The following is a 24,732-nucleotide window of genomic DNA, read 5'->3' on the forward strand; positions in this document are numbered from 1 at the left end:
ACTAATCCCGCGGGGGCGGATGACTAGCAAAAATTCCGCTTTACCCGGAAGGAATCTCCCTGCACACTCGCCCGCATGGAAGTTCACACGTGGAAAGAACGCACGGATGAAGGAACCCTGGTGTACAGGGCATGCCACCACGCCAACAAGTGGAAGCTGGAATGCGCCCCCAAGGTGGGCCGTGCGGAACGTGACGATGTGGAATGGGAACAGGTGGAATTTACGCGTGACCTCTGGATTACTCTGCGCGACCTGCTGTGGCGCAAATACCAGCGCAAGCGCTGCCCGTGGCGTCTGATTGAGGCCATTGACAAGCTTCTGGAAGACATGCCGGAGGAAGAATCCGCCGTCTCTCCGGATGAGGAGAATGAATAGCGGGTTTTCCCGGGAGCTTTTGATACGTGGGGGTATGCTGGCGGGAATATTCAGGGAATGGTCTTCCTGGGTATATCCCTTTGTCTGTGAGCTATGCGGTTGCGGCAGTCCGGACGGAAGGTACGTCTGCCCGGCATGCCGGAAGCGTTTTATTCCCATAGAGCCGCCCTTCTGCGCCGTTTGCGGGGAGCCGGCGGAGGGTTCCTTCATTCCCGGCGGGATGTGTTCCCGCTGTGCCGGGGACGCCCCCTCCTTTGGGGAGGCGCGCGCCGTGTACGTCAATGACGGAGAACTGAGAGAGCTGCTCCTTTCCTTCAAATATGCCGGAGCCCTGCACCTGGCCGGGACTTTTGCCGGGATAATGGCGGAAGCCGTGCGCGAAAACCGCCACTGGTTCGGAGGGAGGGAGTGCCTGCTGGTCCCGGTCCCCATGCACCGGCTCAAACTTGTCCGGAGGGGATACAACCAGGCGGAGGAACTGGCCGTGCTGCTGGGGAAGGAGCTTGGCTGGGCCGTCAGCCGTGTGTTGAAACGCCTGCCGGACCGGATGCCCCAGGCAAGCCTGGCACGGGAGCAGCGCCTCAGGCACGCCCGGAAAATATACGCCGTGCATGAAAGCAGGTTGAAACGCCGTCCCGTCAGGGGGCGGGACATTCTTCTGGTGGACGATGTGTTCACCACCGGGGCCACGGCGGACGCGTGCTCCCGCCTGCTGCTCCGCGCCGGAGCCTCTTCCGTCTGCGTTCTGACCCTGGCGCGCACGCATCACGCATGGCATGGCTGAACCGGAATTTTCTTTCAAGACCTCTTCATCCTTCCTACAATGAGACCATGAATCCGGAGCTGGCGTTTCAAACGAAAGACGAGGTCATGTTTTATGATACGGATTGCGGAGGCGTGGTCCACAACCTGGCCTATCTGCGCATGATTGAAGCCTGCCGTACCAAGCTGGGGGTAAAGCTGGGCATGGACTATAAAATCATGGGCGACCTCCAGCAGTTCACCGTGGTGGTGCGTCATGAAATCGACTATGTTCGGCCTGCCGTGCTGGGGGATACGATTGTGACGACGGGGTGGCTTGAGTCGGTGGAAAGGGCCAGTTTCTGGTGTGATTTCGAGATGCGCCGCGCTTCCAACGACGATTTGCTGGTAAGAGCGCATCAGAAGCTCGCCTTCGTGCAGATGCCCCAGGGCCGTCCCGTACGCATTCCGGCGGAATGGCGCACCCGGTGGCAGGCCTGCATGGAGTCCTGATTTTTTTTCATTCCGTGCCCCATTTTGCTCTTGCCATGTGCAGAAAGGTGGTGTTTACTGCTCCCGCCCTTCCAGCAAGGGTAAAGTGCTTGGGTAGCTCAGTTGGTAGAGCAGTAGACTTTTAATCTATTGGTCCCGGGTTCGAGTCCCGGTCCAAGTACCACCTCTTTTCCAAATCGAAACTCCGCGGGAATCATTCCCCGCGGAGTTTTTTTATCGGTTATACGGGCCGGAAGGCTTATGAAAATGTTCCTCAAGGCCCTGTTTTCTGAATGAACCGGGGGAACCGGGCGTCAGGCGCAGGAATCCCGGTCTTTCGGAAAGTTCGGGCGGCTTGCCTTTCCGGCCAGGCTTTTTTCTATTTTATGAAACAGCAGAAAGTGGTTTTTCAGGTGGTACAGCCATGATTTGACAACGGCCAGTTCATGGTCTTCCAGAACCACGGGCGGAGACAGAAGCGGGGTTTTCTTCACGGCCACTTCAATCAGGCCCACGATTTCATTCCTGTGGCACACCACGGGAACGGCAATGTATTGCAGATATTTTTTCTCCGGAGGCTGGTTGCGCTTGCGGAAGAAAAAGCGCGCCACCTGGCGAGGCGTGGAGAGAACCAGGGGATTGAGACGGTGTTCCAGGAATAGCTGTTCATCCAGCATGGAAGGGGTATTGGTGACCGGCCGCGGCAGTTGTGCCAGAATGGACGGAGTGCCGTCATTATGGTCTCCCTGGGCGTATCCAGCTACGCTGAGCAGAGTCTGATCTCCCGTCTTTTCCGCCTTGATGTAAAGCACTTCGAAAATGAGGGATTTTTTATATTCCGCCAATGCCGCGGCAATCGTGGAGCACAGGAACCCGCTCCCCTGGCTGAAGTCCCAGGGCATCTCCCGTGAGCCGTCCAATTTGTTGGCAAAGTTTTCATATTCTTTGCTGAGGGCGGTACATGCCTTTTCATAGAGGGCCGCAGTCTGGCGTTTGCGGATACAGGACTGTTCTTCTTCATCCCCTTTTTTATTGAGCATGAGCTGGCATTCCACATGCCAGACGATGAAAGCAAGACCCAGAATGATGAGAATAATGATTTTCCCGGTATGGCCGTTTTCTATCGGCGTGCCGCCGACGATGGAGATGAAGACCACCAGAATGGGCTGGAATATGTTCGCTTTTTTGAGGAAAGAGTTATTGGTTTCTTTAGACATGGCGACATGCAGGAGAGAGGAAATTCAGGGGGGCATTCTGCACAAAATACATTTAAAAAAATCTTTGGTGCTTATATTTCAAAAATATTCCATATTGTAAAAATAATTTAAGATTTGAATATGAAGAATGAAGCATTCATCTGAAAGAAGACTCATGAAAGTTTAATTAAACTGTATTTATAATCAATGAGTTTTTCTTAATTTAGAAGTATTCTAATACTATGTCATCTTGAAACGGAATGCTTCTGTAGTTTCAATAATTGTTAGAAAAAAGGAAGAATTGTCGGTTTTGGAAACGCAGCGGTAAAAACAGGTCTCATCCTTGCAACTTTTGCAAGGGAAGGGAAGAAGATCGGCAGGCTGTTTGCCAAGGGAAACTGCGCGATGCACACTTGACGGAACAGCAGTTTTTTCATGAATTCCGGTCCAAGGGGGCTTTTTGTGAGAATTATTGAGAATGAAAATATAAGGGATGATAACATCACGGAGGAATTACTGATCCGGCATGTGCTTTTTTCCTTTCTTTTTTCATGTCTCCGGCCAGTGAGGAAATCTTGTCAGGTGGACAGTATCTCCCGAAAAGTCGGGAGAATAAAGACAGAGGTGCACACCGTCTTGCAAGGAGGAATGGGCTGCTTTTCATGGAACCGCGAATAAATTTCGTTTTCTGCAAATTATTCACTATTCCGTGAATTTTTATTTTGATAAAGTAACGAGAAAGGTATTTTTGCGCTGTTTCTTCTTCCTTGGAGTCCTGTACATCTGTTGTTCCGGGGAAGATAACGCTTGCATGAACGTTCAAACGGGGGCGGTGTTTTTCCCGGAGGAACCGCGCTTTTGGGAAAGCCCGTCTCTGCGTTTTCCGGTGAATGGAGGAAGCCCCGGAGACTTGTTTAATAATGCCTTTTTTTAACGGGAACTTCCTCTGGATGTATTCCGGGTGTCCGGAGAAACGGTTTCCGGAGAGTTTCCAGTAAGGACTGTCCGAAAGGGGGATAGCTCCGGATCAATCACGATTTTCCCGCAAGAGGCGTTTCAACCGGGGAGGCCGGAGAAAGGAGGTGTTCCGGTCCTGGCAGGTTTTTCCTGACTTGCGGGAGTGGGGGGATTATTCGGCATGCGTTTCCTGCGCCCACTTCCTGTACTGCCCGGAGAGTTGTTCCACCAGAGCCTTGTGTCGGGGAGCCAGATTGTTCTGTTCCGTCCTGTCCCTGATATCGTAAACCTGCCAGGGACCCCGGTTGGGAGCCACCAGCTTGAATTTGTCCGTCAGGGCGGCGCGGTTTCTCTGGTGCTCCCAGAAGATGGTGCGGGGAGGGCAGGTGTTGGGAATGCTGTCCCATACCTTTTCCGGCGGAATGGAAGCGGGTTTGGACCAATAGGAGTTGAGCGGCTTGCCGTCCATGTGGCCGGGGACGGGCAGTTTGGCCCAGGTGAGGCAGGTGGGGGCGATGTCCTGGAGCAGGAACGGGGAGTGATAGCGTGTTCCGGAACGCAGGACCTTGGGATAGCGGATGATGAAGGGGGCGGAGAGACCGCCGTCAAAGGTTTCAATCTTGTACTGGCGGTAGGGCGTGTTGGATACGGCCGCCCACATGGGGCCGTAGCCGTCCCGGCAGCCGACTTCCCCCAGCGGGCCGATGGGCAGCGCGGTTTTTTTGTTTTTGTTGTTTTGCGGCATTTCCGCCGTCGCTCCGTTGTCCGACAGGAACATGACGATTGTGTTACCGCTGAGATGGTGGCGGTCCAGGGATTCCAGAATTTTCCCGACGCCCCGGTCCATGATGGAGATTTGCGCGGCGTAGGTGGCCATGCATTCGGCTATGTATTCCTTGCGTTCCGCAGAAGTTTTTTCATAGCCGGCCGGATTGAATTTGTTGTGCATCCCCAGCTTGGCGGAAGGGGGGACGATGCCCAGGCGTTTCTGGTTTTCCAGCCGTTTGGCGGCAATGGAGCCGGGAGATTTGCCTTCATACAGGGGCAGCATTTTTTCTATTTCCCCCCTGGGGGCCTGGAGGGGTGTATGCGGAGCCGTGTAGGCCACATAAAGGAAGAAGGGAGCCTTGGCCCTGGCGGCATCGTCAATGTATGCCAGGGCGGTCTTGGTGATGTCCTCCGTCATGTAGAAGTCATCGGGCAGGTCTTCCGGCTTGAGCAGTCTGCCGTCTTCTCCGAAGGGACGGTCCGGCATGGGCCTGTAATAGTCCGCCGCGCCGCCCAGAAGGCCGCGGTAGCGGTCGAAGCCGCGGTCCCAGGGGTAGGTCCCCCGGACTTTCCCCAGATGCCATTTTCCGGACAGGTAGGTGCGGTAGCCGGCTTTTTTCAGCAGTTCCGGCAGGGTGGGAATGTCCGGCTTCAGGCGTCCCCGGTAGCCGGGGCGGCCGCTGTCGTCATCCAGCAGGCCCACGTCCACCTTGTGGGGCTCGCACCCGGTCATGATGGAGGCGCGGGAGGGGGAGCAGCGGGAAGCCGTGTAGCACCTTGTGGCCTGCATGCCCTGCCTGGCGAGGGAGTCGATGCTGGGGGTGGGTATTTCAGAACCGTAGCAGCCCAGATCGGACCAGCCCATGTCGTCGGCCAGGATGAGGACAATGTTGGGCCGGGCGGCGTGGCCGGCTTGCAGGGAAGCAAAGGCTATTGCCAGGCAGGAGATAAGCCGGATTGAACAGCGCATAAGGGAGGTATAGGAAATCATGTGAGAGAATAAAAGCATTTTCTGCCAGCCTTCTTTAAGCGGCTCGAGAAGGAACAGCCGGAGCATGCCGGCGGTGCGCCGGAACGGGAAAAACATGCAGGGCGTTTGCTGTCCATGGCATGGCTGTATGAGAGTATGCCGGATATTCCGTTTTTCCTTTTTTCCGAAGGGTGTTGCCGCCGTTCCCGGTCATCAGCCCGCTTTCCCCGGAATCTTGTTTTCCGCGGGAACCATGAGGATTCCGGCGGTGAAAAGTGCCGGATCCGGCGTCAGGATTCAGTCCGTACTACCACCACAGAATGGCGCAGAGCAGGATGGCGGCTCCATAGGCCATGCCGCCCAGGCAAAGGGGAGTCCACCAGGAGGGTTTGGAACAGATTTTGTTGACCATGTCCCGGTAGAGATAGGGTTTTCCTATCCAGAGGAGGGAGAGGAAGATAACGATGTAGCACCAGACGGGGATGAGCAGGCGCGTGACCGGATCTTTCAGATAGGCGGCAAAGAGGAGGGGGGAGGCCACCATCAGCCCGAAGAGGCCGAGAGCCCGCGGGAAGAGAAGGTTTTTCACCTGGGTGATCATCAGAACCAGAAAGACGGGGCACGCAAGCTGGAGCAGCCACCGGATGCCCTCGAATTCCGCCAGATCCACGCGGAGGGAACTCAGGATTCCCAGTCCCTGGGGAGCCACCAGCAGGAAGAACCAGAACAGGCCCACCGCCAGCAGAATCTGGGCGAGCAGATGGTTGCGCGGAGAAGCCAGCAGGAACGCCTGCGTTTGCTGTCTTTTCACCAGGGCGAACAGATGGCCGAGCAGCAGAACGGAACCCAGGATGTACCCCGCCACATGCAACGGTATCATTTCATACGGATGCTCAAAGGGGGTATACGGGTTCATCTGAACGCTAACCTTAATGATTATCCCGTATTCGTAAAGGCGAATCAGCGGGAGAAGGAAGAAAATTCCATCACTTTCCGGCTTCCGGACCGCAGAACGGGCCTTCCGGGAGGGGAGAAGAGTTTCTTACGAGTCCTTGGTGACTTTTTCAAACGTGGGGTCCTCAACGGGCGCTATTTTTCCGTCTGCGTAAAGTACCATGATAGCTCCCTGGTGGCGTTCCAGAGCAGGAACCACGATTTCATCAAAGTCCTGCGAGGTGATGACGCTGCGGCCGTCAATGGGGTTGCCGTCGCTGAGCCACGGCTTGTTCCTCAGGGCCTGGCCGCGGGCTACGTTCATGGGGCGGCCCTTCCGGTTGTCCAGCCAGCTGGTATAGGAGACGGTGTCCGGTCCGGCGGGCTGGTTGGGGTCGCTGGAGTTGAAGTGAGTAAGGTGCTTGTCATTCTTGCAGCGGAAGGTGTCCGGGAGCATGTGGGGCTCCTTGTCCGTGAGGGGGATCAGGTCCGGCTGGCCGGCGTTGACGATGGGGGCCAGGGCGTCCCACCAGTTGCGGCAGGCCTTGGCGCTCAGGAGGCTGTCCTTCATGCCGCTGGAGGGAAGCTTGCCCCCGTTCTGGGCCGCGAATTCCTTGCCCAAGTCGCTCAGCCTGTGAAGGTTGTCCGTGCAGCGCGTCCGTGCCGCCGTTTCCGTGGCGTGGGAATATACCGTGTAGGAAATGCCCGACAGCAGGGCGAGGATGGCGATGACCACGAGAACTTCAATGAGCGTGAAACCTTTGCTGCGTGAGGTAAATGAGCGGGCTTTCATGATTTCCTGCCATTGTACATGATTGCCGCCGCTTGAAAAGCCAGAAACTGTTTCCGCCGGTGAAAAGCCGCGCCTGTTTCCAATCGGCGGCATGGGCGGCTGTCCTGATGGCATGTGAGTGTCTTATGAAATATTCCGACGGATATTACCGGGAACCCGTCCCCGGATATGACACAGGGAAAGGCGGGATACCGGCTTCACGGAGCGGATGCCTCAGGCCCCCGCCAGCGCCGCCGCCGTGATTCCGCCTTTTTATGGGCCGCGATGACGATGAGGAACGCCTTTTTTCCGGAAAGACGTGGTTCCCGTCCCTCCCCAGGAACGTGCCTGTCCGCAGGGAGGCCGGTGCATTCTGCCCGTGTAAGGCATGGGCACCGCGCCGCTCAGGAGCCTTTTGCCAAACCGTGCATCCGGGACGGAGACGGCGGGGGCATGTTCCCCGGAAACGGAAAAGGCCGGCCCCCGGAGGGACCGGCCTGGTGGTAAAAAGGAATGGTGCGACGCCGCTTATTTGGCGGCTGTGACCAGCGCGGCGAAGGATTCCGGCTTCAGGGACGCGCCGCCCACCAGGGCGCCGTCGATGTCCGGCTGGGCCATGAGTTCTTCCACGTTTTCCGGCTTCACCGAACCGCCGTACTGGATGCGTACCCTGGCGGCGGTGTCCGCGCCGAAGACGTCCGCAACGACCTTGCGGATGAAGGCGTGCGCTTCCTGGGCTTCCTTGGAAGTGGCGGTCAGGCCGGTGCCGATGGCCCAGACGGGTTCATAGGCAATGACCAGGTTGGCGACTTCTTCCGGCGTCAGGTCCTTGAGACCGCCCTTGAGCTGGATTTCCAGCACGGGTTCCAGAATGCCTCCCAGGCGTTCGTCCTTGGTTTCTCCGATGCAAAAGATCGGGGTGATTCCGGCGGCGATGGCCTTCTTGATCTTGGCGTTGATGATGGCGTCCGTTTCACCGAAGTACTGGCGGCGTTCGCTGTGGCCGAGCACCACGTACTTGAGGCCCAGCTCCTGGAGCATGCTGGTGGAGATTTCACCGGTGTAGGCTCCGTTGTCATACTGGGACACGTTCTGGGCGCCGATGGCGATGCATCCGCAGCCGCCCAGGGCGTTCAGCACGGAGGGGATGGTGGTGAAGGGGGGAACGATCACGGTGTCGCAGGCGACGTCCTTCCCCTTGAGGATGGTTTTGAAGCTTTCGATGAATTGGGCGCCTTCAGCGGGGCCGATGTTCATCTTCCAGTTGGCGGCAATAATTGGTTTGCGGGACATAAATGGAATGAATTAATCAGGAGCAGGCATTGTTGACAAATCGGGGCCGAGGTCAAGCACAGATCAAGAGGGCCGCATATGCTCCGTCCGATTTTTCCTCCTGCGGAAGGACGAGTTTTTCTTCCTTCAGGGTCCATTCCGGGTGGTCCTTCAGAAATTCCCGGACCAGCAGTCCGTCTTCCTCCGCGTCAATGGAACAGGTGGAATAAACAAGCCTTCCTCCCGGTCTGACGGCGCGGGAGGCGTTTTCCAGAATGGTCCGCTGGAGGGCGGCCAGCCGCCGGATTTCCTCCGGATTCAGGCGCCAGCGTACGTCCACGCGCCGCTGGATGACGCCCGTGTTGGAGCAGGGAACGTCCAGCAGCACGGCGTCGAAACGCTTTTCCCATTCCGGAGGGCAGGGCTGGGCCCAGTCCGCCTGGGCCGTGGTCACGGAGGGGGAACCGTACCTTGCCAGATTTTCCCGCAGGACAGGCAGACGGTGTTCGTGAAGATCCGTGGCGGTGAGGCGCGCTTTTCCTCCGGTGGCGGCGATGATGGCTGCGGATTTTCCTCCGGGGGCGGCGCAGGCGTCCAGGATTTCCTCATCCGGCTGCGGCGCCAGCAGGTCGATGGCGTAGCGGGTGGAGGGGTCCGCTACGTACAGGGCGCCGGAGTTGATGTCTTTCAGCGGCAGGAGGCCTTCCACGGAGAACCAGCCGGGAGCGCCGCCGAGCGGGACGAGGCCCTCCGGGGGGCCATTCAAGGGAATGAGGGAATTGGCGCGCACGTAGAGCCGCGGCGTGGTGTTGTTCCATTGAAGGAGCTTCCGGGCGGCTTCCGGCCCGAACTGGGCCGTCCATTTTTCCACAAGCCATCGCGGGGTGGAATAAAGGATGTGGAGGGGGAGTTTTTCCCGTTCCGCCAGAATGGCTTTTTCCTTCCGCAGCGCATTGCGCAGAATGGCGTTGACCAGCCCCCGCAGGCGGGACGGCGCCAGATTGACGGTTTCATACACGGCGGCATGGTCCGCCATGCCCAGCAGAAAGAGCTGGCACAGTCCCAGTTGGAGAATGAGCCGCACGTTCATGTCCAGCCTGCCCTGGCGCAACGTGCCGATCACGTGGTCCAGCCAGCTCTGGTTGCGCAGAACGCCGAAGACCAGGGCCTGGACCAGATGCCTGTCCGCCGGGGACAGGGAGAGCCGCGAACATTCCCGGTCCACCAGGGTTTCCGCAAAGGCGCGGCCTTCATGCCAGCGCGTCAGGCAGGCCAGGGCGGCCTGGCGCGAGTTGGAGAGGTTGCTGTTCACCGGGGCACTCTACCTGCGGAATGGGGAAGTTTCAACCAGCAAAAAAGCGGAAAGGAATGGAAAGCCGCGGAGATTTCTCCCTATTACCTGTCTTTCCGCGGACTGCCCACTTCCTTTTTGTAAATGGCCTGGAGCCGTTCCAGTTGTTTTGGCTGTTTTTCCGCCAGATTGTTCCTTTCTTCCGGGTCCCTGCTGATCTGGAACAGGAGCCACTGGCCGTTTTTCATGGTCAGTTTCCAGCCGTCTCCGGTGATGACCGTGTGGTCGATGACGATGTAGTCCCTCAATTTGCCCGGTTTGCCCAGCAGCATGTTTTTGTAGGAGACGGCATCCTTGCCCTCAGGCATGCGGACTCCGGCCAGGTCGGCAAAGGTGGCCATGTGGTCGTAATTGGCCACCAGGCTGTGGCAGACTTTTCCGTGCGGGAGGGTTCCCGGCCAGGAAACGATCATGGGAACGCGGATGCCTCCTTCGTGGTTGGTCCATTTGAGTCCCGCCAAGTTGACCATGGCATTTTTCAGGCCCACTTTCCCGCGGTTGCCGCGGAAGACGTCCAGCAGTTCCCCGTTTTTATCCACTATCCCGCCGTGGTAGTCGAGGCCGCGGCCGCGGCCCTTGTCCGTGCGGTAGTAGATTTCATGCCCGTTGTCGGAAGCGAAGATGATCATGGTGCGTTTCTCCAGGCCCAGCTTGTGCACCTGGGCGACGATGGCCCCCACCTGCCTGTCCAGCTTGTCCACCATGGAGGCGTATTCCTCCGCCGCCGCGCCGCATTCCTTGTTGCCGCCGGAGGCGTTGGCGTAGGCCTTGCGTATTTCAGGGTTCCCGGCATAGACGTTTTCCGCGGGGGGGATGTCCACCGGTCCGTGGGGAAGGTTGGTGGAGAAGAAGATGAACATGGGCTTTTTGCGGTTTTCCTCCATGAATTTGAGGGTTTCCCGCAGCATGACGTCCGGGGCGTAGGTGACTTTGCCCTCACGGTTGCCGCGGCGTTTTTCCGTAGCACCCTGGGAGTAGTTTTCCGGAGTTTTTCCCGCATCGGCGTGCGTGTTTCCTTCCAGCGGCAGGCGTTCTCCGTTTTTCCAGAGGAAGGAGGGATAGTAGCCGTGGGCGCGCACATGGTCCATGTAGCCTACGTAGTGGTCCCAGCCGTGGCGCTGCAATTCCCCGTGCCAGGTGGTGAAGCCCCAGTCCAGTTTTCCGAACTGGGCTGTGACGTAGCCGGCCTTTTTCAGCATTTCCGGGAGGAATACTTCCTGCGGGGTGGGCTTGATGCCTGCCCTCTGGGCGGCCTTTTGTTCAAATTCCTCATTGCTCCAGCCTTGTTTTTCCGCCGTGATGACCAGGCCGCCGGGAGTTTCCGAGTAGGATTTGGAGTGGCTGTCATGCACGCCCATGAGCAGGGAGGCGCGCGCCGGGCAGCAGTACTGGCTGCTGTAGCACCTGGTGAACATGATGCCCTGTTCGGCAAGACGGTCGATGTTGGGTGTTTTGACGAGGCTCTCGCCGTAGCATCCCAGCAGCCCCATGCCCATGTCGTCCGCATAAATGAGGATGATGTTGGGTTTGGGCGGGGTTACGGCTGCCTGGGATAGGCCGGCGGTCATCAAAAGGGCCGTCTGCAGGAAGAGTCGCAGGAAAGTGTGCATCATGAATAGTACGGCAGGGACAATTTCCTCTATCAATAAATAAAAAGCCGCCCGGAAAAATGCTTTTCCAGGCGGCTGGCAAGATGCCGGGGGCTTTAGTGCCCGTAAGGTTTGTTGACGCGGCTGAATTGCTTCAGGCGCAGTCCGTTGAGGTGGATGAAGCCTTCGGCGTCGTCCTGGTTGTACAGTTCTTCGTGACCGCCTTCCATGGTGGCGATTTCTTCGGAGTACAGGGACTGCGGAGAACGGCGTCCGGCGTACATGACGTTGCCCTTGTAGAGTTTCAGGCGCACTTCGCCGTTGACGGTTTCCTGGGATTTGGTGACCAGGGCCTGGATGGCCTCGCGTTCCGGCGCGAACCAGAAGCCGTTGTACACCAGCGTGGCGTATTCCGGAATGAGGGAGTCGCGCACTTTCTGCACTTCGCGGTCCATGGTGATGGTCTCAATGTCGCGGTGGGCCGCCAGCAGGATGGTGCCGCCGGGCGTTTCATAAATGCCGCGGCTTTTCATGCCCACAAAGCGGTTTTCCACAATGTCCACACGGCCGATGCCGTGCTTGCCGCCCAGGGCGTTGAGCACGTACATGACGCCCAGCGGGCTGAGCAGGGTGTAGCCGTCGCGTTCGCCGCGGGGGGTGACGTCCAGTTCTTTCAGCAGGCCGGCGAGTCCGTCGTACTGAATGCCGACCACGTCGCCCTTTTCATAGAGGAGCTGGATGTATTCGGCCTGGTCCGGGGCGTCTTCCGGAGAGACGGAAAGCTTGTACATTTCACGGTCGGCCGGGGTGGTGCCGTCGTACCAGGTGTCTTCCAGCATGCCCGCTTCAAAGGAGATGTGAAGCAGGTTGCGGTCCATGGAGTACGGTTTTTTCAGGGACTGGCGGATCGGAATGCCGTGGGATTCCGCATAGGCGATCATTTCCGTGCGGCCCGGGAACTGCTTGCGGAATTCGGGGTCGCGCCACGGGGCGATGACCTTGATGTTGGGTGCCAGGGCGTTCACGGCCAGTTCAAAGCGCACCTGGTCGTTGCCCTTGCCGGTGGCGCCGTGGGCGATGGCGTCCGCTCCTTCCCGGATGGCCAGGTCCACCATGTCCTTGGAGATGCAGGGGCGCGCTATGGAGGTGCCCAGCAGGTAGCGGCCTTCGTACAGGGCGTTGGCCTGCATCATCGGGAAGATGTAATTGGTGGCGAAATCTTCCTTGAGGTCGCCGATGAAACATTTGGAGGCGCCCGTCGCAAGGGCTTTTTCTTCCAGGCCGTCAAGTTCTTCGGCCTGGCCTACGTCCGCGCAGTATGCGATGATTTCGGCATTGTACTTTTCCTTGAGCCACTTCAGAAGAACGGAGGTGTCAAGGCCGCCAGAGTATGCAACTACGATTTTCATGTACGTCAGTGATTAGTGTGCGCCGCCATGATGCCCCATTCCCTTTCCGGTGGAAAGGACAAAATCGTCTTGTACGGCGTCCTTTTTTCAATATTCCCTTCCGGAAGGGGCGGGAGGGGATGGGCGGAGTTTTTGCCCTGGTCCGCCAGGGTGGGGCCGGGGAGGGAACAGGAAGAGAAAAGAAGAAGAAGGAAGGTTTCCCGGAAGGGCGGGGAAGCGGGAGTTCCGGAGATGGTTAGGAAGTGTTAAGCAATTCCGGGAGTCCTTTCCCGGAAGGGGTTCCCCGCCGGCGTGTTACGCGGTACGTTTATGGAAGAAGCAGGCATTCAGGGTCATAGATGCATGGACGGGAAAAGGCCGGATGACATTGAAAACAGCTTGAATTTGATGAAATTGAAAAAAAGCGCTTGATTTTTCACCGTGGGGCCTCTACTTATTCCGCCGAACTTATGGCTAAGAAGAGCTGGATAGCAAGAGACAAGAAAAAGGCTGACACCGTCAAGCGCTACGCAGAGCTGCGCGAGCAATTGAAGGCTGAGAAGGATTATATCGGTTTAACCATGTTGCCCCGCAATGCAAGCCCGACCCGTATGGTCAACCGCTGCCTTGTTTCGGGCCGCCGCCGTGCATTCATCCGCCGCTTCAAGCTTTCCCGTATTTCCTTCCGCGAACTGGCCAACGCCGGCATGATCCCCGGTGTGACCAAGTCCAGCTGGTAAGAGGGGAAAAGGTTGCAGCCTTACAAAGATTTTGACGCTAGGCTGATTTTTATTTAGCCTAGCGTTTTGCTATGCCCATATACGAGTACATTTCCGAACACCCCGACGATCCCGGACAGTCCTGTCCGGTGTGCCGCCGCGGTTTCGAATTGCGGAGGCCCGTGGACCGTGCGCCGCTCGAAAAGTGCCTGGTATGCAAGCACCCGGTGCGCAAGGTGATCAGCCGGGTGAACGTCCCGGAAATCACCAAGCCCCTGTCCGTTTCCGACGCCAAGGCCGCCGGCTTTACCGTGCTGGAAAAACGGGACAAGGGTGTTTATGAAAAATTGTGACGTACAAAGCGTGTGCATGAGAACGGTTTTTCCCGTATTTTAAATCCAACGGAATGAGTGATCCAGACCCTCTGAGTATTCTTGCGGCCTCCGGGGCCGCTGAAGTGCCGGTTATTGAACCGGCGCTGGGTGGGATAGCGCTGGCAGTGGCCGGCCTTGTCCTTTTCTTATTATTGAATGCGTTTTTCGTGGCGAGCGAGTTCGCCCTGATGAAAGTCCGCGAAAGCCAGCTGCACGCTGAGGAAGGCGCCACGGCGCGGACGAGGAGGAAGCTGGTCCTCGCTAAAAAGGCGGTCAGGCACCTGGACCTGTATTTGTCCGCCTGCCAGATAGGCATCACGCTTTCCTCCCTGGCCCTGGGCTTTTTGGGCGCTCCGTTCGTGGCGGAGCTGACGGCACCCTTTCTGTACTCCCTGGGCCTGGAAGCCTCCGCACCCGTTTACTGGGCGGCCCTGGTTCTCACCTTCCTTTTCTTTGCCTGCTGCCATGTGGTTCTGGGGGAATTTCTTCCTAAGTGCATGGCGGTCCGGCATCCCGGCAAGTCTGTCATGGCGGTGGCCCCCCTGCTGTATTCCTTTTATGGGGTGTTCAAATATACGGGCATTCTCGGCCTGACCAACGGAATCGCCCGGTTTATCATGAAATACCTGCTCGGAATTGATCCCGGCGCGGCGGCGTGCACCGTGCACAGCACGGATGAACTGATGTACCTGGTGGAGGAGAGCGAACGCTCCCGCGAACTGACCCGGCAGGAGGCGGAAATCTCCAAGAACGCCCTTGAATTGAACGATATGTGCGTGAAGGACGTCATGACGCCGCGTTCCGAAGTGGACGTCATGGACCTGACGGCTCCCTTTGAGGAGAACTGGGCCCTGGCGCGGGAATCATGGCATACCCGCTTTCCGCTGGTGGAAGGAGACCATCTGGACGAGGTGAAGGGGTGGGTGCACGTGAAGGACCTGCTCAAGCTCGTGGGCCAGGATAATCCGGACCTGATGAGCGTGAAGCGGGAATTGCGCGTGGTGCCGGATACGATGCCCCTGGACAGCCTGCTGACTTTCTTTTTGAAGGAGCACGCCCATTTTGCCCTGGTGGTGGACGAGTTCGGGGATTCCATCGGCCTCGTGTTCCTGGACGACATTCTGGAACAGATCGTGGGCGATGACATTCAGGACGAGTTTGACCGGGAGGAAATGCGGGAATTCGTCAAGACGGGCAAGGATACTTATGCCGTGAACGGCGCCGTCACCCTGTTTGACCTGGCGGACTACCTGCCGGAAATGGACCTGGATTGTCCGGGCGTGACCACGCTGGGCGGCTACATGATCAGCCAGCTGGGGCATATTCCGGAGGAAGGGGAGGAATTGAAGATAGGCCGTTACCGGGCTGTGGTGACGGGATCGGACGGCAGAAGGATCACGCAGATTCTGCTGACCAGGCTGCCGGAGGAACAGGAGGAGAAATAATCCCATGGCGGAAAGATCACACCCGGACATGAGCTTTGAAACGGAGGCGCGGGCTTCCGGCTTTCTGCACGTGGCCGGGGTGGACGAGGCCGGACGCGGCCCGCTGGCCGGTCCCGTGGTGGCCGGCGCCGTGATTCTGCCGGAGCATCTGGAAGGCCTTCCCGGCCTGAACGATTCCAAGCAGCTTACCGCCGCCAAACGGGAGGCCCTGTTTGCCGCCCTGCTGGAACGTGCGGACGTGCATTGCTCCGTGGGCAGTGCCTCCACGGAGGAGATCGACCGGCTCAATATTCTGCGCGCCACTCATCTGGCGATGGCCCGTGCCGTGGAGGGGCTTTCCCTGCGGCCGGATTTCTGCCTGGTGGACGGCCTCCCCGTGAAGGGACTGCCCGTGCCGCACCGCGCCATTGTGAAGGGGGACGGCAGAAGCCTGTCCATCGCCGCCGCCAGCGTGCTGGCCAAGGTAACGCGGGACCGGATGATGACGGAGGCGGACGCCGAGTTTCCGCAGTACGGTTTTGCAAAACACAAGGGGTATGGCACCAAGGTTCACATGGAGGCCCTGCGGAAGCATGGGCCTTGTCCGCTGCATCGCCGCTCGTTTGCGCCTGTTTCACAGATGGAATTGTCCCTGCCTGAATAGGGAGGGGCGTGGGACGGACTGGCTGGGCGCTTACGGGGAGCTGGCTGCGGCCTCCTTCCTGCGCGCGGCTGGCTGTTCCGTTTTACGGAGGAACTGGCGTCCCGTCCGCGGAGGTGAAATTGATTTGGTGTGCCGTGACGGAGCCTGTCTTGTCTTTGTGGAGGTGAAGACGCGCACGCATGGCGGCTACGGGGGAGCGCGCCGGGCCGTGAATGCCCGCAAGCGCGCCCTGATCCGCCAGGGAGCGGCTGAATGGCTGCGCCAGCTTCCGGACACGGTTCCCTTCCGCTACGATATTGTGGAAGTGCTGTACCGGGAAGGTGAAGTTCCGGAAATCACGCGCCTTTGCGGAGCGTTTGGAGAGCGGGACTTGGCGGCGTCATGAAAAATGCCGCAGGCGCAGGGCGTTGAGAATGACGGAAACGGAACTCAGGCACATGGCCGCCGCCGCAATGACCGGGGAGAGCAGGATGCCCCAGAAGGGATAAAGGGCGCCCGCGGCTATGGGGATGCCCAGTGCGTTGTATATGAAGGCAAAGCCCAGGTTGGACTTCATGTTGTTCACGGTGGCGGTGGAAAGGGCGAAGGCCTTGGAGATGACCAGCAGGTTCCCCTTCACCAGCGTGACGCCGCAGCTCTGCATGGCTACGTCCGATCCCGTTCCCATGGCGATGCCCACGTCCGCCTCCGCCAGCGCGGGGGCATCGTTCACGCCGTCGCCGGCCATGGCAACCACGCTTCCCTGCTTTTTGAGGCTGGAGACCAGGGATTGCTTGTCCGCCGGGGACATGCCTCCGTGGTATTCGGGAATTTCCAGTTCCTGCGCCACGGCTTCCACCGTTGCCGGCGCGTCTCCGGAGGCGATGATGATGCGGATTCCGCGCGCCTTCAGGTCCGCAAGAGCCCTGCGCGTGTTGTCGCGGATTTTGTCCGCCAGGGAGAACGCCCCCGCCGCCTGTCCGTCCAGCGCGGCAAAAACGGTCACGCGGCCCTGCCGGCGCTGTTCATCCACCCACGGAGCCAGGGAGGAGATGTCCACGCCCTGTTTCTGCATCATGTCCCCGGTACCCAGGGATACCTTGCTGCCCTGGATGGTTCCGGCCACACCCCCGCCGGGGAAGGACTGGAAGTCCGCAACGGAGTCCAAGGGGAGTTTTTCATCCCGCGCCCTCTGGACGAAGGCGCGCGCAATGGGATGTTCGCTGCCTTGTTCCAGGGAGGCACATTGGGCAAGCAGCTTGTCCATATTCATGCCGCCTGCCGTGGTGACGTTGACGAGGGAGGGGCTGCCTTCCGTGAGGGTTCCGGTTTTGTCCATGACCAGGGTGTCCACCTTGTGCATGGTTTCCAGGGAAGCCGCGTCCCGGAACAGGATGCCCAGGGAGGCCGCCTTTCCGGAGGCCACCATCATGGACATGGGGGTAGCCAGTCCCAGTGCGCACGGGCATGCCACAATCAGGACGGCCACGGCGTTCACCAGCCCGTGCGGCCAGCTCGGCTGCGGTCCCCAGAATCCCCAGACGAAGAATGTGAGTATGGCGACCGCCGCCACGGCAAGGACAAAGTAGCGCGCCACCTTGTCCGCCAGCCGCTGCATGGGGGCCTTCGTCCTCTGGGCCTGGGCCACCAGGCTGACGATGCGTGCCAGTACGGTGCCGTCCCCCACTTCCCGAGCCGTCATGGTGAAGGTGCCCGTGGTGTTCAGCGTGGCGCCGATCAAGGTGTCTCCGGGAACGTGGGTGACGGGAATGGGTTCCCCCGTGAGCATGGATTCGTCCACATCGCTCCCTCCGTCCTTCAGGATGCCGTCCACGGGAATCTTTTCTCCCGGTTTCACCCTCAGCACGTCGCCGGGCTGGACTTCCTTCAGGGGAATGTCGCTCTCCACGCCGTTGGGCAGCACGAGGTGCGCCGTGGAGGGGGCCAGGTTCATCAGCGACCTGATGGCTTCCGCCGTGCGGGACCTGGCCTTCAATTCCAGGACCTGCCCGAGCAGGCTCAGGGAGATGATGATGGCCGCCGCTTCATAATACACGGGTACGTGGCCGTCGCGGGCGAAGACCGCGGGAAACCATCCGGGCACGACCGTAGCCGCCAGACTGTATAGGAAGGCGACGGAAGTTCCGGCTCCGATCAGCGTCCACATATTGGGATTGCGCGTTTTAACGGATTCCCAGCCACGGATCAGCAGAGGCTTGCCCGCCCACAGGACTACGGGGGCGGCCAGCAGCAGTTCCACCCAGTTCTGCACCCCCGGATTCAGCCATGCGGCGATGTGGCCGCCCATGGAAATGGCAAAGAGCACGATCACCAGCGGGAGGGAAATGTAGAAGCGCCTGCGGAAGTCGTCCAGTTCCCTGTTGTCCTGCGGGGCGGCGGAAGGAAGAACGGGTTCAAGCGTCATGCCGCAGATGGGGCACGAACCGGGATGGTTCTGCCGGATTTGGGGATGCATGGGGCAGGTGTAAACGGCGCCGGAAGGGGAGGGGCCTGGGTCCGCAGGGCCAGGGGAGGAATGAGGCATGTCCATTCCCTTCATATTCATGCTCCCGTGGGGTGAGGAAGAATGGGTAAGAGCCTGTTCCGGGGCCTCGTTTTTGCCGGAATCATGCCGGCAATGTGAGCAGTTCGTCATGTCCATACGAAAAGTGAGACAGGACGCGGTCCCGTTCCGTTTCAAATGGGGCATGATTGGGATAACGAAAAGGATCCATGCCCGCGGTTTTTCCAGAACGGGCATGAATCCGCCACACTATATTATATATAGTGCAGGAAAGGGCCGGAAGGGCTATTCCGCCCTCAGGGCCAGGATGGCTTCCATGAATTCCTGGGGAATGTCCAGGTGCGCCAGTTCGTCCTGGAGAATGACTCCGTTCGCACCGGCATCCAGCATCCGGCGGGCGTCTTCCACGGTGCGGATTCCGCCGGCGGAAAGAACGGTGACGGAGGCGGGGAGTTCTTCAATCAGCCTTTCCGTGACTGCCGGATTGGCCTGAAGGGTGTGCGGGTCCGCATTGTTGATGCAGACGAAGTCGGCTTCCATATCCATGGCGGCTTCAAGCTCTTTCAGGGTATGGACTTCCATCATCACGTCCAGCCCCAGGCCGGTGGCCATGCGGTACAGGGGTTCCAGCTCCTTTTCCGGAACGGCCGCCACGAGAAGGTTGACGGCGTCCGCCCCGGTGACGATGGCTTGGCAGATTTGAACCGGGTGAATGAAGACGTCGCGCGCCATGACGGGAATGGAACTTATTTTGGAAATCGCGGATACCATGTCCCAGGACCCGCCGTACACCTGCGGTTCCACCGCTATGGAGACGCCTTGCGCGCCGCCCTGCACGAACATGGAGTACTGGCGCCTGATGTCCATGTCCATATGCGGGAGCCCCTGCTCGGGATAGGCCCGGGAGATTTCCGGAATGACGGAGAGGCGGTCTTCGCCCAGGTCCACGGCGGTCCTGAATCCCGCATAGTCGTTCCTCAGGATGGCGGAGGCCCGCAATTTGCCTTCCAGGGGAAGGATTTTTTTCAAGTCGGCGCGTTTGCGCTCCAGAATGGCGTTTAAATAATCCATATGTTACTTTCTGGGTAGGAAATAGGAACGCTGTTTGTCGGAGATGGGGAGCCCCGCCCGTTCCATGACGCACAGCATGTCTTCCCAGACCTTTCGCTTTTCCGAAATATCTTCCGTCCGCAGCAGGTAGCTGGGGTTGTAGGTGACGCGCACGGGTGTGTCGAAAGCCGTGTGGAAGGTTCCCCGCAGCGCGGAAAGCGGCGTTTCCCCGGATTGGAGGATTCCCCTGGCGGCGATGGCGCCCAGGGCGACGACCACTTTCGGACGCACCAGCATGATTTCCTCCCGGAGGATGGGGCGGGAAATTTCTATTTCCCGGTCGGTGGGGGGGCGGTTGTTGGTGAGCTGCCGGGGCAGGGAGGGACGGAATTTGACCAGGTGGGTCAGGTAAATGTCCGAACGGGTAAGGCCCATGGCCTGGAGCATGGCGTCCAGCTTTTCCCCGGACGGTCCCGCCAGGGGCCTGCCCAGCTTTTCTTCATACAGTCCGGGAGCGTCCGTCACCATCATGATGTCCGCCCGGGGATTGCCGGAGGAAAAGACGGGGGTGTCCCGCAGGGAATTCAGGTTTTTGAGCGGGGGCCAGTGCAACACCAGTTCGCGGAGGGAGGCAAGTTTTTCTTCTTCCGTTTCCCCTTCCAGGTCAAAGGCCACGTGGCGCGGAACGGCGGGTTCCTCTTCCGTCCCTCCGGGATGCACGCCGTTGAGGATGGCTCTGAGTTCGTTGCCGAAGGAGATTTCATCCACGGAAGCGGGTTGGGAGTTCTCCGGAATGTCGGCAGGATGGGGATGTTCCGTTCCGGAAACGGGCGGAGCGGAGGCGGGAATGTCTCCCCGGGCCAGCCGGCGCGCCTCAATCACCCACTGCCTCAGGACTTTCCGGGCCTCTTCCGTCACGGGCGCGTGCTCCACGCCCCTGGATAACAAAGAGCGCAGATAGTCAAGGGTGAGGTGTTGGGGCAGGCCGGCGGACATGTTTGGCCGGAATTGTAGTCTATTTCCCTGTGGATGCAACAGCCCATTGGGTATGCGGCCGCTTCGCCGGAAGGGGAATTTGCAGGAAGGGAATACAGCATTTCGTTCACTGTTTTTAAGCAATGCAGGAGTTCCCGCCTCTTTCCCCCTTGAACTTTTTTATGGAAACTTTTGAAGGGTTGAATGCTTTTTGTGTAAATAACGCATTCACTGTAAAAGGATTTAATGTAAAATAAAAAAGTGTGTCGTACTATGATAGAAAAAGAGAATTCGTGAAGTATATTATTTGTCATGATATGACAAAAATGCGGCATGTTTTTTATATTGTTGATTTTTAATGTGTTGCGGTAAGGATTTTTTTGTGTTTACAAGAGGTGGTATAGAAAAAAAGTTTGCCAAGGCTGAAATTATTTCGTAACCAAGAGCCGCCGTTGCCGATTTTTGTCGGCACCGCACGCGGCCAGAAGGTTTTTTTCAGGCGTGATTGCCGCGTGTGTGGCGCTTTAACCACGTACCACATGAATCTACGAATAATTGCCACCCTGTCTTGCGCCGTTATGGCGATGTTTGTCAGCAGCTGTGCGACAAACGGTGCCGTCACCGGCACGGGGAAATCCGATAGTGATACTCTTGTCCTGGCCCGCGTAAGTGAAAAATCGCCGGGATTTGTTCAGCCTCTGGCGCCCAGCCGCTCGGCGATGCCCTCTTCCAGCCTGCCCAAACTGGGGCGCGACAAGCACAAGATGCCGTTTTACCATCCGTCCCAGCGTACCCGCGTAGTGCGCACGACGGCTTACACGCATTCCGAACGCGACCATTTGGCGTACGGCCCCCGCAATGCGGTGGGCACGTCCCTGAAGTACACGTCTTCCGTGCGCAGCGCGGCGGCGGACTGGTCCGTCTATCCGCTGGGGACCACGTTCCGCATCAAGGGCCAGCCCTACCTCTACGTTGTTGACGACTACGGCAGCGCTCTGGTGGGCACGGGCACCATTGACATTTACCAGCCCAGCAAAAAGCTGATGAAGGATTGGGGACGCCGCTACGTGGAACTGACCATCGTGCGCTGGGGAGACCCGGCCAACAGCCTGGAAGTCCTCAGCAGCCGCCGGGGCTACAAGCACTGCCGCACCATGTACGCCGCCCTTCAGCACCGCGTGTCCAAGGGCCTGTACGCCAAGGCCGACAAGTAATTCCGCGCAAAAACGCTTTCATGCCGCTCCGCCGTCCCGATGGATGGCGGAGCGTTTTTTTGTTTTCCGCTGCGTTCGCGGAATGGTATTCTGGCGGCATGGACAAGAAAGAACGGGCCTCCGTCGTGCAGGAGGAATTGATGAGGCTGTATGAAAATCCGCCCATTCCCCTTACCCACCATGACCCCTATACCCTGCTGGTTGCCGTTCTTTTGTCCGCGCAGTGTACGGACAAGCGCGTGAACCTGGTTACTCCGGCCCTGTTTGCCCTGGCTTCCACGCCGGAGGAAATGGCCCGGCAGGATGTGGAGGCCGTGCGTGAAATCGTGCGCCCCTGCGGCCTTTCGGAGAGGAAGGCTTCCGCCATCGTGAACCTGAGCAGGATTCTGGCGGAGCAGTACGGCGGACAGGTCCCCTGCGACTTCCAGGCGCTGGAATCACTGCCCGGCGTGGGTCATAAGACGGCTTCCGTTGTCATGGCGCAGGCGTTCGGCGTTCCGGCGTTTCCGGTGGATACCCACATCTTCCGCCTGTCGCGCCTGTGGGGGCTGAGCAGCGGGAAAACGGTGGAGGCCGTGGAGCGCGATCTGAAAGCTCTTTACCCTGAAAACACATGGGGGGACCTCCATTTGCGCATCGTGCTGTACGGCCGGGAATACTGCCCCGCCAGAGGGTGCGGAGGGAGCTGTCCCATCTGCAGCCGGCTGAACCGGACGGAGGGGTTTACAGATGTTTGAATTTTGACAGAGTCCAAAATGAATGCTTGCAAGTCTGAATTTGCGTGCTTTAATACACCAGTATCTTTTCGAACAACCATATAACTTACATTATGAAGAACCTTTTTAGACTGGGTTTCCGTTTCGCTGCATTCGCTACTGTGCTGATGGCTGCATTTTCCACGTCGGCTTTTGCCCAGGATGCGGCAGCCGCCGGCCCGCAGGAAAAGACCATGCTTGACAAGTGGATCATCGCCGGTGGTTGGACCATGATTCCGATCATGCTGGTGGAAGCCTTCATCGTCTTCCTGGTGATTTACAACATGGTTGCCCTGAAAAAGGACAAGTTCTGCCCGGAAGACCTGAAAGTCACCCTTCTTCAACTGATGGCCGAATGCCGCATCCGCTCCGCCATTGAGGTGGCTGCCGGCAGCCCCACCTATCTGGGCCGCCTGGTTGCCTACGCCCTGCCGAACGTGGACGCCACCCGTCCGGAAGACCTTGGCAAGGACGCCATCGAAGACGCCATTGCCGACTTTACGGCCAATGAAAGCCGTTCCGTGTTCAAGTGGATCAACATGCTTGCCCTTTGCGCGCAGATTTCTCCGATGCTCGGCCTCTTTGGTACGGTGCAGGGGATGGTGGGTGCGTTCGGTACGCTGGCCACTGCGGGCCAGGCGGACCCCACCCAGCTTGCCGGTGACATTTCCGTGGCCCTGCTGACGACGTTCTGGGGGCTGATCAACGCCATTATAGCCACGCCATTCTTCTTCTTCCAGAAGGGCATTGCCAACGCCCATGTTGCCGAATGCGTGGGAACGCTGCAGGAAATGGTGAATACCTCCATCAACGTGGTGAACGCTGAAGCCCAGCTTGCCCGCATTCCCGAAGGCTTGGCCTGATCGCAGGCGAGCCTATGGTCCGGCCCGGAAACTTCCGCCCCAGGCGGAGACGGGCCGGAGAATCTTAACGAAATTAGCTTATGGGGAAGAAAAAAGCCAATATAGCTTCCAGTGAAGAAACCGGGGAAATGGATATGTCCCCCATGATTGACATGGTGTTCCTCCTGTTGATCTTCTTCGTGGTGAACGCTACGGCCATTACCGTTAAAAAGGATAAGAACATTCAGATGCCTACGGCCACCAGTTCCGGCGAAGTGAAGTCCGCCAACGGCTGTATCGTGGTGAATGTGTACGGGGAAGGGGAAGGCAAGCGGCCCGACGGCATGAGCAATGACGTGCGCTGGGCTTCCGATGTCAGCGCCCCACTCAATTCTCCGGAAGAATTGAAGGAATACATCAAGAACCTTGCGGAACGCTTCAAGGACAAGCAGGATTTTGAAACGCGTCTTTATCTGCGCGGCGACCAGAAGGCCCTGTTCAAAGGCTCCCGCGAAGTTATTCGCGTGGCGGCGGAATGCGGAGTGACCAAAGTGGTCTTTGCCGTGCTGCCCGCCAAGAACTCCGCCCCCGCAAGCCGGGAAGACTAACCATCACGCATCATGGCCAGACACAAGAAATTAGAAGCGATTGAGGATGAAGATCCCAAGCTGGATATCTCGTCCCTGATCGACGTGTGCTTCCTTCTGCTGATTTACTTCATCGTGGCGACCTCCCTGATTCAGGAACGCAAGCTGGACATGTCCATGCCCGGCAGCGCTCCGAGCGATACGGCCGCCCAGATCGAACCCGCTCTGATCCGCATCATCAAGGACGGTACCATTTACTGGGGCAAGGACAACAGCCTGATGATCGACAATGACATGAACAACCACAACCTGTCGACGCTCGTGCAGCAGCTGGAAGCCAAGAAGCAGGAAGCCAGCGCCGTGGGCACCAAGCCCGTCGTTCAGTTGTGGGTGGAGGGCGAAGTTCCCCACCAGCGCGTCATTGACGTCATGAACGCCTTGACGGAAGCCGGGATCACAACGGTGGCCCTGACCGACCTCAAGGACGATTAAAGGCGGAATCCCTGACTGATTTTTCAGCTCCCGGGCCTTCGTGGTTTCCGGGAGCTTTTTTATGGAGCGGAAGGCCCGATGCCGGGAAGGACCGTTTATCCCCTTCTTCCTCACGTTCCGGTCCTCATACTCCGGAACGGGCGGGAGATTTTCCGTAAGGTCCTTTGGGGGGGTACCGCAGAAGTCCGGCAGGGAGGAGGGAATAAATAGCCGCGGAGCGCATGCGGCTTCTTGTGCGGATGACTAAAAGACGGACTTTCTGCTTTAGACTTTGCCCTATCTTGTTAGAATAAAACAATCCATTACAGGCAGGCATATTTCATGCTTTT

At 58.6% G+C, this 24,732-nt stretch carries 25 protein-coding genes and 1 tRNA gene; 14 read left to right on the forward strand and 12 right to left on the reverse strand.

Features of this window, described 5'->3' with window-relative positions:
* Positions 1 to 75 precede the first annotated feature (75 nt).
* The 4 genes from HMPREF3039_RS09530 (at position 76) to HMPREF3039_RS09545 (ending at position 1,792) form a co-directional block, all read left to right on the forward strand.
* Entirely contained in the window at positions 76 to 375 is a 300-nt protein-coding gene (locus tag HMPREF3039_RS09530; protein WP_067571009.1) for a hypothetical protein, read from the forward strand.
* Between the two features lie 34 nt (positions 376 to 409).
* A complete protein-coding gene (locus HMPREF3039_RS09535; RefSeq protein WP_067571007.1) occupies positions 410 to 1,159 on the forward strand; it encodes a ComF family protein in 750 nt (249 codons plus the stop codon).
* 47 nt (positions 1,160 to 1,206) lie between these two features.
* Positions 1,207 to 1,629: an acyl-CoA thioesterase gene (locus HMPREF3039_RS09540; protein WP_067571005.1), complete on the forward strand. Its 423-nt coding sequence runs from the start codon at positions 1,207 to 1,209 to the stop codon at positions 1,627 to 1,629.
* An 87-nt stretch (positions 1,630 to 1,716) separates the two neighbouring features.
* A tRNA-Lys gene (locus tag HMPREF3039_RS09545) sits at positions 1,717 to 1,792 on the forward strand.
* A 130-nt stretch (positions 1,793 to 1,922) separates the two neighbouring features.
* Here HMPREF3039_RS09545 and HMPREF3039_RS09550 read toward each other — a convergent pair.
* The 9 genes from HMPREF3039_RS09550 to HMPREF3039_RS09595 form a co-directional block, all read right to left on the reverse strand.
* Positions 1,923 to 2,825: a hypothetical protein gene (locus tag HMPREF3039_RS09550; protein ID WP_067571003.1), complete on the reverse strand. Its 903-nt coding sequence runs from the start codon at positions 2,823 to 2,825 to the stop codon at positions 1,923 to 1,925.
* A gap of 263 nt (positions 2,826 to 3,088) precedes the next feature.
* Positions 3,089 to 3,241, reverse strand: coding sequence for a hypothetical protein (locus HMPREF3039_RS13860; protein WP_156469850.1), 153 nt, complete (start codon positions 3,239 to 3,241; stop codon positions 3,089 to 3,091).
* A gap of 692 nt (positions 3,242 to 3,933) precedes the next feature.
* Positions 3,934 to 5,520: a sulfatase-like hydrolase/transferase gene (locus tag HMPREF3039_RS09560; RefSeq protein ID WP_231863901.1), complete on the reverse strand. Its 1,587-nt coding sequence runs from the start codon at positions 5,518 to 5,520 to the stop codon at positions 3,934 to 3,936.
* Positions 5,521 to 5,806: 286 nt separating this feature from the next.
* The gene (locus HMPREF3039_RS09565; RefSeq protein ID WP_147549687.1) at positions 5,807 to 6,379 is read right to left on the reverse strand and encodes a hypothetical protein; all 573 of its coding nucleotides are present in this window, start codon (positions 6,377 to 6,379) and stop codon (positions 5,807 to 5,809) included.
* Positions 6,380 to 6,541: 162 nt separating this feature from the next.
* Positions 6,542 to 7,225, reverse strand: a complete 684-nt coding sequence (locus tag HMPREF3039_RS09570; RefSeq protein ID WP_067982024.1) for a type II secretion system protein — start codon at positions 7,223 to 7,225, stop codon at positions 6,542 to 6,544.
* Between the two features lie 507 nt (positions 7,226 to 7,732).
* Positions 7,733 to 8,497: a triose-phosphate isomerase gene (gene tpiA / locus HMPREF3039_RS09580; protein ID WP_067570991.1), complete on the reverse strand. Its 765-nt coding sequence runs from the start codon at positions 8,495 to 8,497 to the stop codon at positions 7,733 to 7,735.
* Between the two features lie 52 nt (positions 8,498 to 8,549).
* The gene (locus HMPREF3039_RS09585; RefSeq protein ID WP_067570989.1) at positions 8,550 to 9,788 is read right to left on the reverse strand and encodes an RsmB/NOP family class I SAM-dependent RNA methyltransferase; all 1,239 of its coding nucleotides are present in this window, start codon (positions 9,786 to 9,788) and stop codon (positions 8,550 to 8,552) included.
* A gap of 83 nt (positions 9,789 to 9,871) precedes the next feature.
* Positions 9,872 to 11,440, reverse strand: a complete 1,569-nt coding sequence (locus HMPREF3039_RS09590) for a sulfatase-like hydrolase/transferase (RefSeq protein WP_067570987.1) — start codon at positions 11,438 to 11,440, stop codon at positions 9,872 to 9,874.
* Between the two features lie 92 nt (positions 11,441 to 11,532).
* Complete coding sequence (locus HMPREF3039_RS09595; protein WP_067570984.1) at positions 11,533 to 12,825, reverse strand: argininosuccinate synthase; 1,293 nt, start codon at positions 12,823 to 12,825, stop codon at positions 11,533 to 11,535.
* A gap of 449 nt (positions 12,826 to 13,274) precedes the next feature.
* Here HMPREF3039_RS09595 and rpsN point away from each other — a divergent pair, with 449 nt between their 5' ends.
* From rpsN to HMPREF3039_RS13360, 5 genes are all read left to right on the forward strand, one after another.
* On the forward strand, positions 13,275 to 13,544 hold the full coding sequence (gene rpsN / locus HMPREF3039_RS09605; RefSeq protein WP_067570980.1) for a 30S ribosomal protein S14: 270 nt from the start codon (positions 13,275 to 13,277) through the stop codon (positions 13,542 to 13,544).
* Positions 13,545 to 13,615: 71 nt separating this feature from the next.
* Positions 13,616 to 13,876 carry an FmdB family zinc ribbon protein gene (locus tag HMPREF3039_RS09610; protein WP_067570978.1) on the forward strand — a complete coding sequence of 87 codons (261 nt, stop codon included), beginning with the start codon at positions 13,616 to 13,618 and terminating at the stop codon, positions 13,874 to 13,876.
* Between the two features lie 53 nt (positions 13,877 to 13,929).
* The gene (locus HMPREF3039_RS09615; protein ID WP_082770103.1) at positions 13,930 to 15,342 is read left to right on the forward strand and encodes a hemolysin family protein; all 1,413 of its coding nucleotides are present in this window, start codon (positions 13,930 to 13,932) and stop codon (positions 15,340 to 15,342) included.
* Between the two features lie 4 nt (positions 15,343 to 15,346).
* Entirely contained in the window at positions 15,347 to 15,985 is a 639-nt protein-coding gene (locus tag HMPREF3039_RS09620) for a ribonuclease HII (protein WP_067570974.1), read from the forward strand.
* Positions 15,945 to 16,370, forward strand: a complete 426-nt coding sequence (locus HMPREF3039_RS13360; protein WP_197457133.1) for a YraN family protein — start codon at positions 15,945 to 15,947, stop codon at positions 16,368 to 16,370. The genes HMPREF3039_RS09620 and HMPREF3039_RS13360 overlap by 41 nt, the downstream gene beginning before the upstream one ends.
* On the opposite strand, the gene HMPREF3039_RS09630 is transcribed toward HMPREF3039_RS13360, so the two are convergent.
* From HMPREF3039_RS09630 to HMPREF3039_RS09640, 3 genes are all read right to left on the reverse strand, one after another.
* On the reverse strand, positions 16,365 to 18,620 hold the full coding sequence (locus HMPREF3039_RS09630; protein WP_067571051.1) for a copper-transporting P-type ATPase: 2,256 nt from the start codon (positions 18,618 to 18,620) through the stop codon (positions 16,365 to 16,367). The two genes, HMPREF3039_RS13360 and HMPREF3039_RS09630, sit on opposite strands and share 6 nt — an antisense overlap.
* Before the next feature lie 153 nt (positions 18,621 to 18,773).
* Positions 18,774 to 19,559 (reverse strand): beta/alpha barrel domain-containing protein, encoded by a 786-nt coding sequence (locus HMPREF3039_RS09635; protein ID WP_067570972.1) that lies wholly within the window; start codon positions 19,557 to 19,559, stop codon positions 18,774 to 18,776.
* Between the two features lie 3 nt (positions 19,560 to 19,562).
* Complete coding sequence (locus HMPREF3039_RS09640) at positions 19,563 to 20,534, reverse strand: uracil-DNA glycosylase (RefSeq protein WP_067570970.1); 972 nt, start codon at positions 20,532 to 20,534, stop codon at positions 19,563 to 19,565.
* Positions 20,535 to 21,052: 518 nt separating this feature from the next.
* Between HMPREF3039_RS09640 and HMPREF3039_RS09645 the strand changes: the two genes are divergently transcribed.
* The 5 genes from HMPREF3039_RS09645 (at position 21,053) to HMPREF3039_RS09665 (ending at position 24,403) form a co-directional block, all read left to right on the forward strand.
* Complete coding sequence (locus HMPREF3039_RS09645; RefSeq protein WP_082770104.1) at positions 21,053 to 21,727, forward strand: 3D domain-containing protein; 675 nt, start codon at positions 21,053 to 21,055, stop codon at positions 21,725 to 21,727.
* Positions 21,728 to 21,825: 98 nt separating this feature from the next.
* Positions 21,826 to 22,464, forward strand: a complete 639-nt coding sequence (gene nth / locus HMPREF3039_RS09650) for an endonuclease III domain-containing protein (protein WP_067571049.1) — start codon at positions 21,826 to 21,828, stop codon at positions 22,462 to 22,464.
* A 92-nt stretch (positions 22,465 to 22,556) separates the two neighbouring features.
* Positions 22,557 to 23,345, forward strand: a complete 789-nt coding sequence (locus HMPREF3039_RS09655; protein ID WP_067570966.1) for a MotA/TolQ/ExbB proton channel family protein — start codon at positions 22,557 to 22,559, stop codon at positions 23,343 to 23,345.
* An 80-nt stretch (positions 23,346 to 23,425) separates the two neighbouring features.
* Positions 23,426 to 23,932, forward strand: coding sequence for an ExbD/TolR family protein (locus tag HMPREF3039_RS09660; RefSeq protein ID WP_067570964.1), 507 nt, complete (start codon positions 23,426 to 23,428; stop codon positions 23,930 to 23,932).
* Between the two features lie 12 nt (positions 23,933 to 23,944).
* Positions 23,945 to 24,403 (forward strand): ExbD/TolR family protein, encoded by a 459-nt coding sequence (locus HMPREF3039_RS09665; protein ID WP_067570962.1) that lies wholly within the window; start codon positions 23,945 to 23,947, stop codon positions 24,401 to 24,403.
* Positions 24,404 to 24,732 lie beyond the last annotated feature (329 nt).

It is taken from the genome of Akkermansia sp. KLE1798 (genome assembly GCF_001580195.1).
Lineage (GTDB): Bacteria > Verrucomicrobiota > Verrucomicrobiia > Verrucomicrobiales > Akkermansiaceae > Akkermansia > Akkermansia biwaensis.

Coding starts and splice junctions, on each gene's coding strand:
- HMPREF3039_RS09530 (WP_067571009.1), top strand. CDS start 76: ATGGAAGTTCACACGTGGAAAGAACGCACGGATGAAGGAACCCTGGTG.
- HMPREF3039_RS09535 (WP_067571007.1), top strand. CDS start 410: ATGCTGGCGGGAATATTCAGGGAATGGTCTTCCTGGGTATATCCCTTT.
- HMPREF3039_RS09540 (WP_067571005.1), top strand. CDS start 1,207: ATGAATCCGGAGCTGGCGTTTCAAACGAAAGACGAGGTCATGTTTTAT.
- HMPREF3039_RS09550 (WP_067571003.1), bottom strand. CDS start 2,825: ATGTCTAAAGAAACCAATAACTCTTTCCTCAAAAAAGCGAACATATTC.
- HMPREF3039_RS13860 (WP_156469850.1), bottom strand. CDS start 3,241: ATGAAAAAACTGCTGTTCCGTCAAGTGTGCATCGCGCAGTTTCCCTTG.
- HMPREF3039_RS09560 (WP_231863901.1), bottom strand. CDS start 5,520: ATGATTTCCTATACCTCCCTTATGCGCTGTTCAATCCGGCTTATCTCC.
- HMPREF3039_RS09565 (WP_147549687.1), bottom strand. CDS start 6,379: ATGATACCGTTGCATGTGGCGGGGTACATCCTGGGTTCCGTTCTGCTG.
- HMPREF3039_RS09570 (WP_067982024.1), bottom strand. CDS start 7,225: ATGAAAGCCCGCTCATTTACCTCACGCAGCAAAGGTTTCACGCTCATT.
- tpiA (WP_067570991.1), bottom strand. CDS start 8,497: ATGTCCCGCAAACCAATTATTGCCGCCAACTGGAAGATGAACATCGGC.
- HMPREF3039_RS09590 (WP_067570987.1), bottom strand. CDS start 11,440: ATGATGCACACTTTCCTGCGACTCTTCCTGCAGACGGCCCTTTTGATG.
- HMPREF3039_RS09595 (WP_067570984.1), bottom strand. CDS start 12,825: ATGAAAATCGTAGTTGCATACTCTGGCGGCCTTGACACCTCCGTTCTT.
- rpsN (WP_067570980.1), top strand. CDS start 13,275: ATGGCTAAGAAGAGCTGGATAGCAAGAGACAAGAAAAAGGCTGACACC.
- HMPREF3039_RS09610 (WP_067570978.1), top strand. CDS start 13,616: ATGCCCATATACGAGTACATTTCCGAACACCCCGACGATCCCGGACAG.
- HMPREF3039_RS09615 (WP_082770103.1), top strand. CDS start 13,930: ATGAGTGATCCAGACCCTCTGAGTATTCTTGCGGCCTCCGGGGCCGCT.
- HMPREF3039_RS09620 (WP_067570974.1), top strand. CDS start 15,347: ATGGCGGAAAGATCACACCCGGACATGAGCTTTGAAACGGAGGCGCGG.
- HMPREF3039_RS09630 (WP_067571051.1), bottom strand. CDS start 18,620: ATGACGAACTGCTCACATTGCCGGCATGATTCCGGCAAAAACGAGGCC.
- HMPREF3039_RS09635 (WP_067570972.1), bottom strand. CDS start 19,559: ATGGATTATTTAAACGCCATTCTGGAGCGCAAACGCGCCGACTTGAAA.
- HMPREF3039_RS09640 (WP_067570970.1), bottom strand. CDS start 20,534: ATGTCCGCCGGCCTGCCCCAACACCTCACCCTTGACTATCTGCGCTCT.
- HMPREF3039_RS09645 (WP_082770104.1), top strand. CDS start 21,053: ATGAATCTACGAATAATTGCCACCCTGTCTTGCGCCGTTATGGCGATG.
- nth (WP_067571049.1), top strand. CDS start 21,826: ATGGACAAGAAAGAACGGGCCTCCGTCGTGCAGGAGGAATTGATGAGG.
- HMPREF3039_RS09655 (WP_067570966.1), top strand. CDS start 22,557: ATGAAGAACCTTTTTAGACTGGGTTTCCGTTTCGCTGCATTCGCTACT.
- HMPREF3039_RS09660 (WP_067570964.1), top strand. CDS start 23,426: ATGGGGAAGAAAAAAGCCAATATAGCTTCCAGTGAAGAAACCGGGGAA.
- HMPREF3039_RS09665 (WP_067570962.1), top strand. CDS start 23,945: ATGGCCAGACACAAGAAATTAGAAGCGATTGAGGATGAAGATCCCAAG.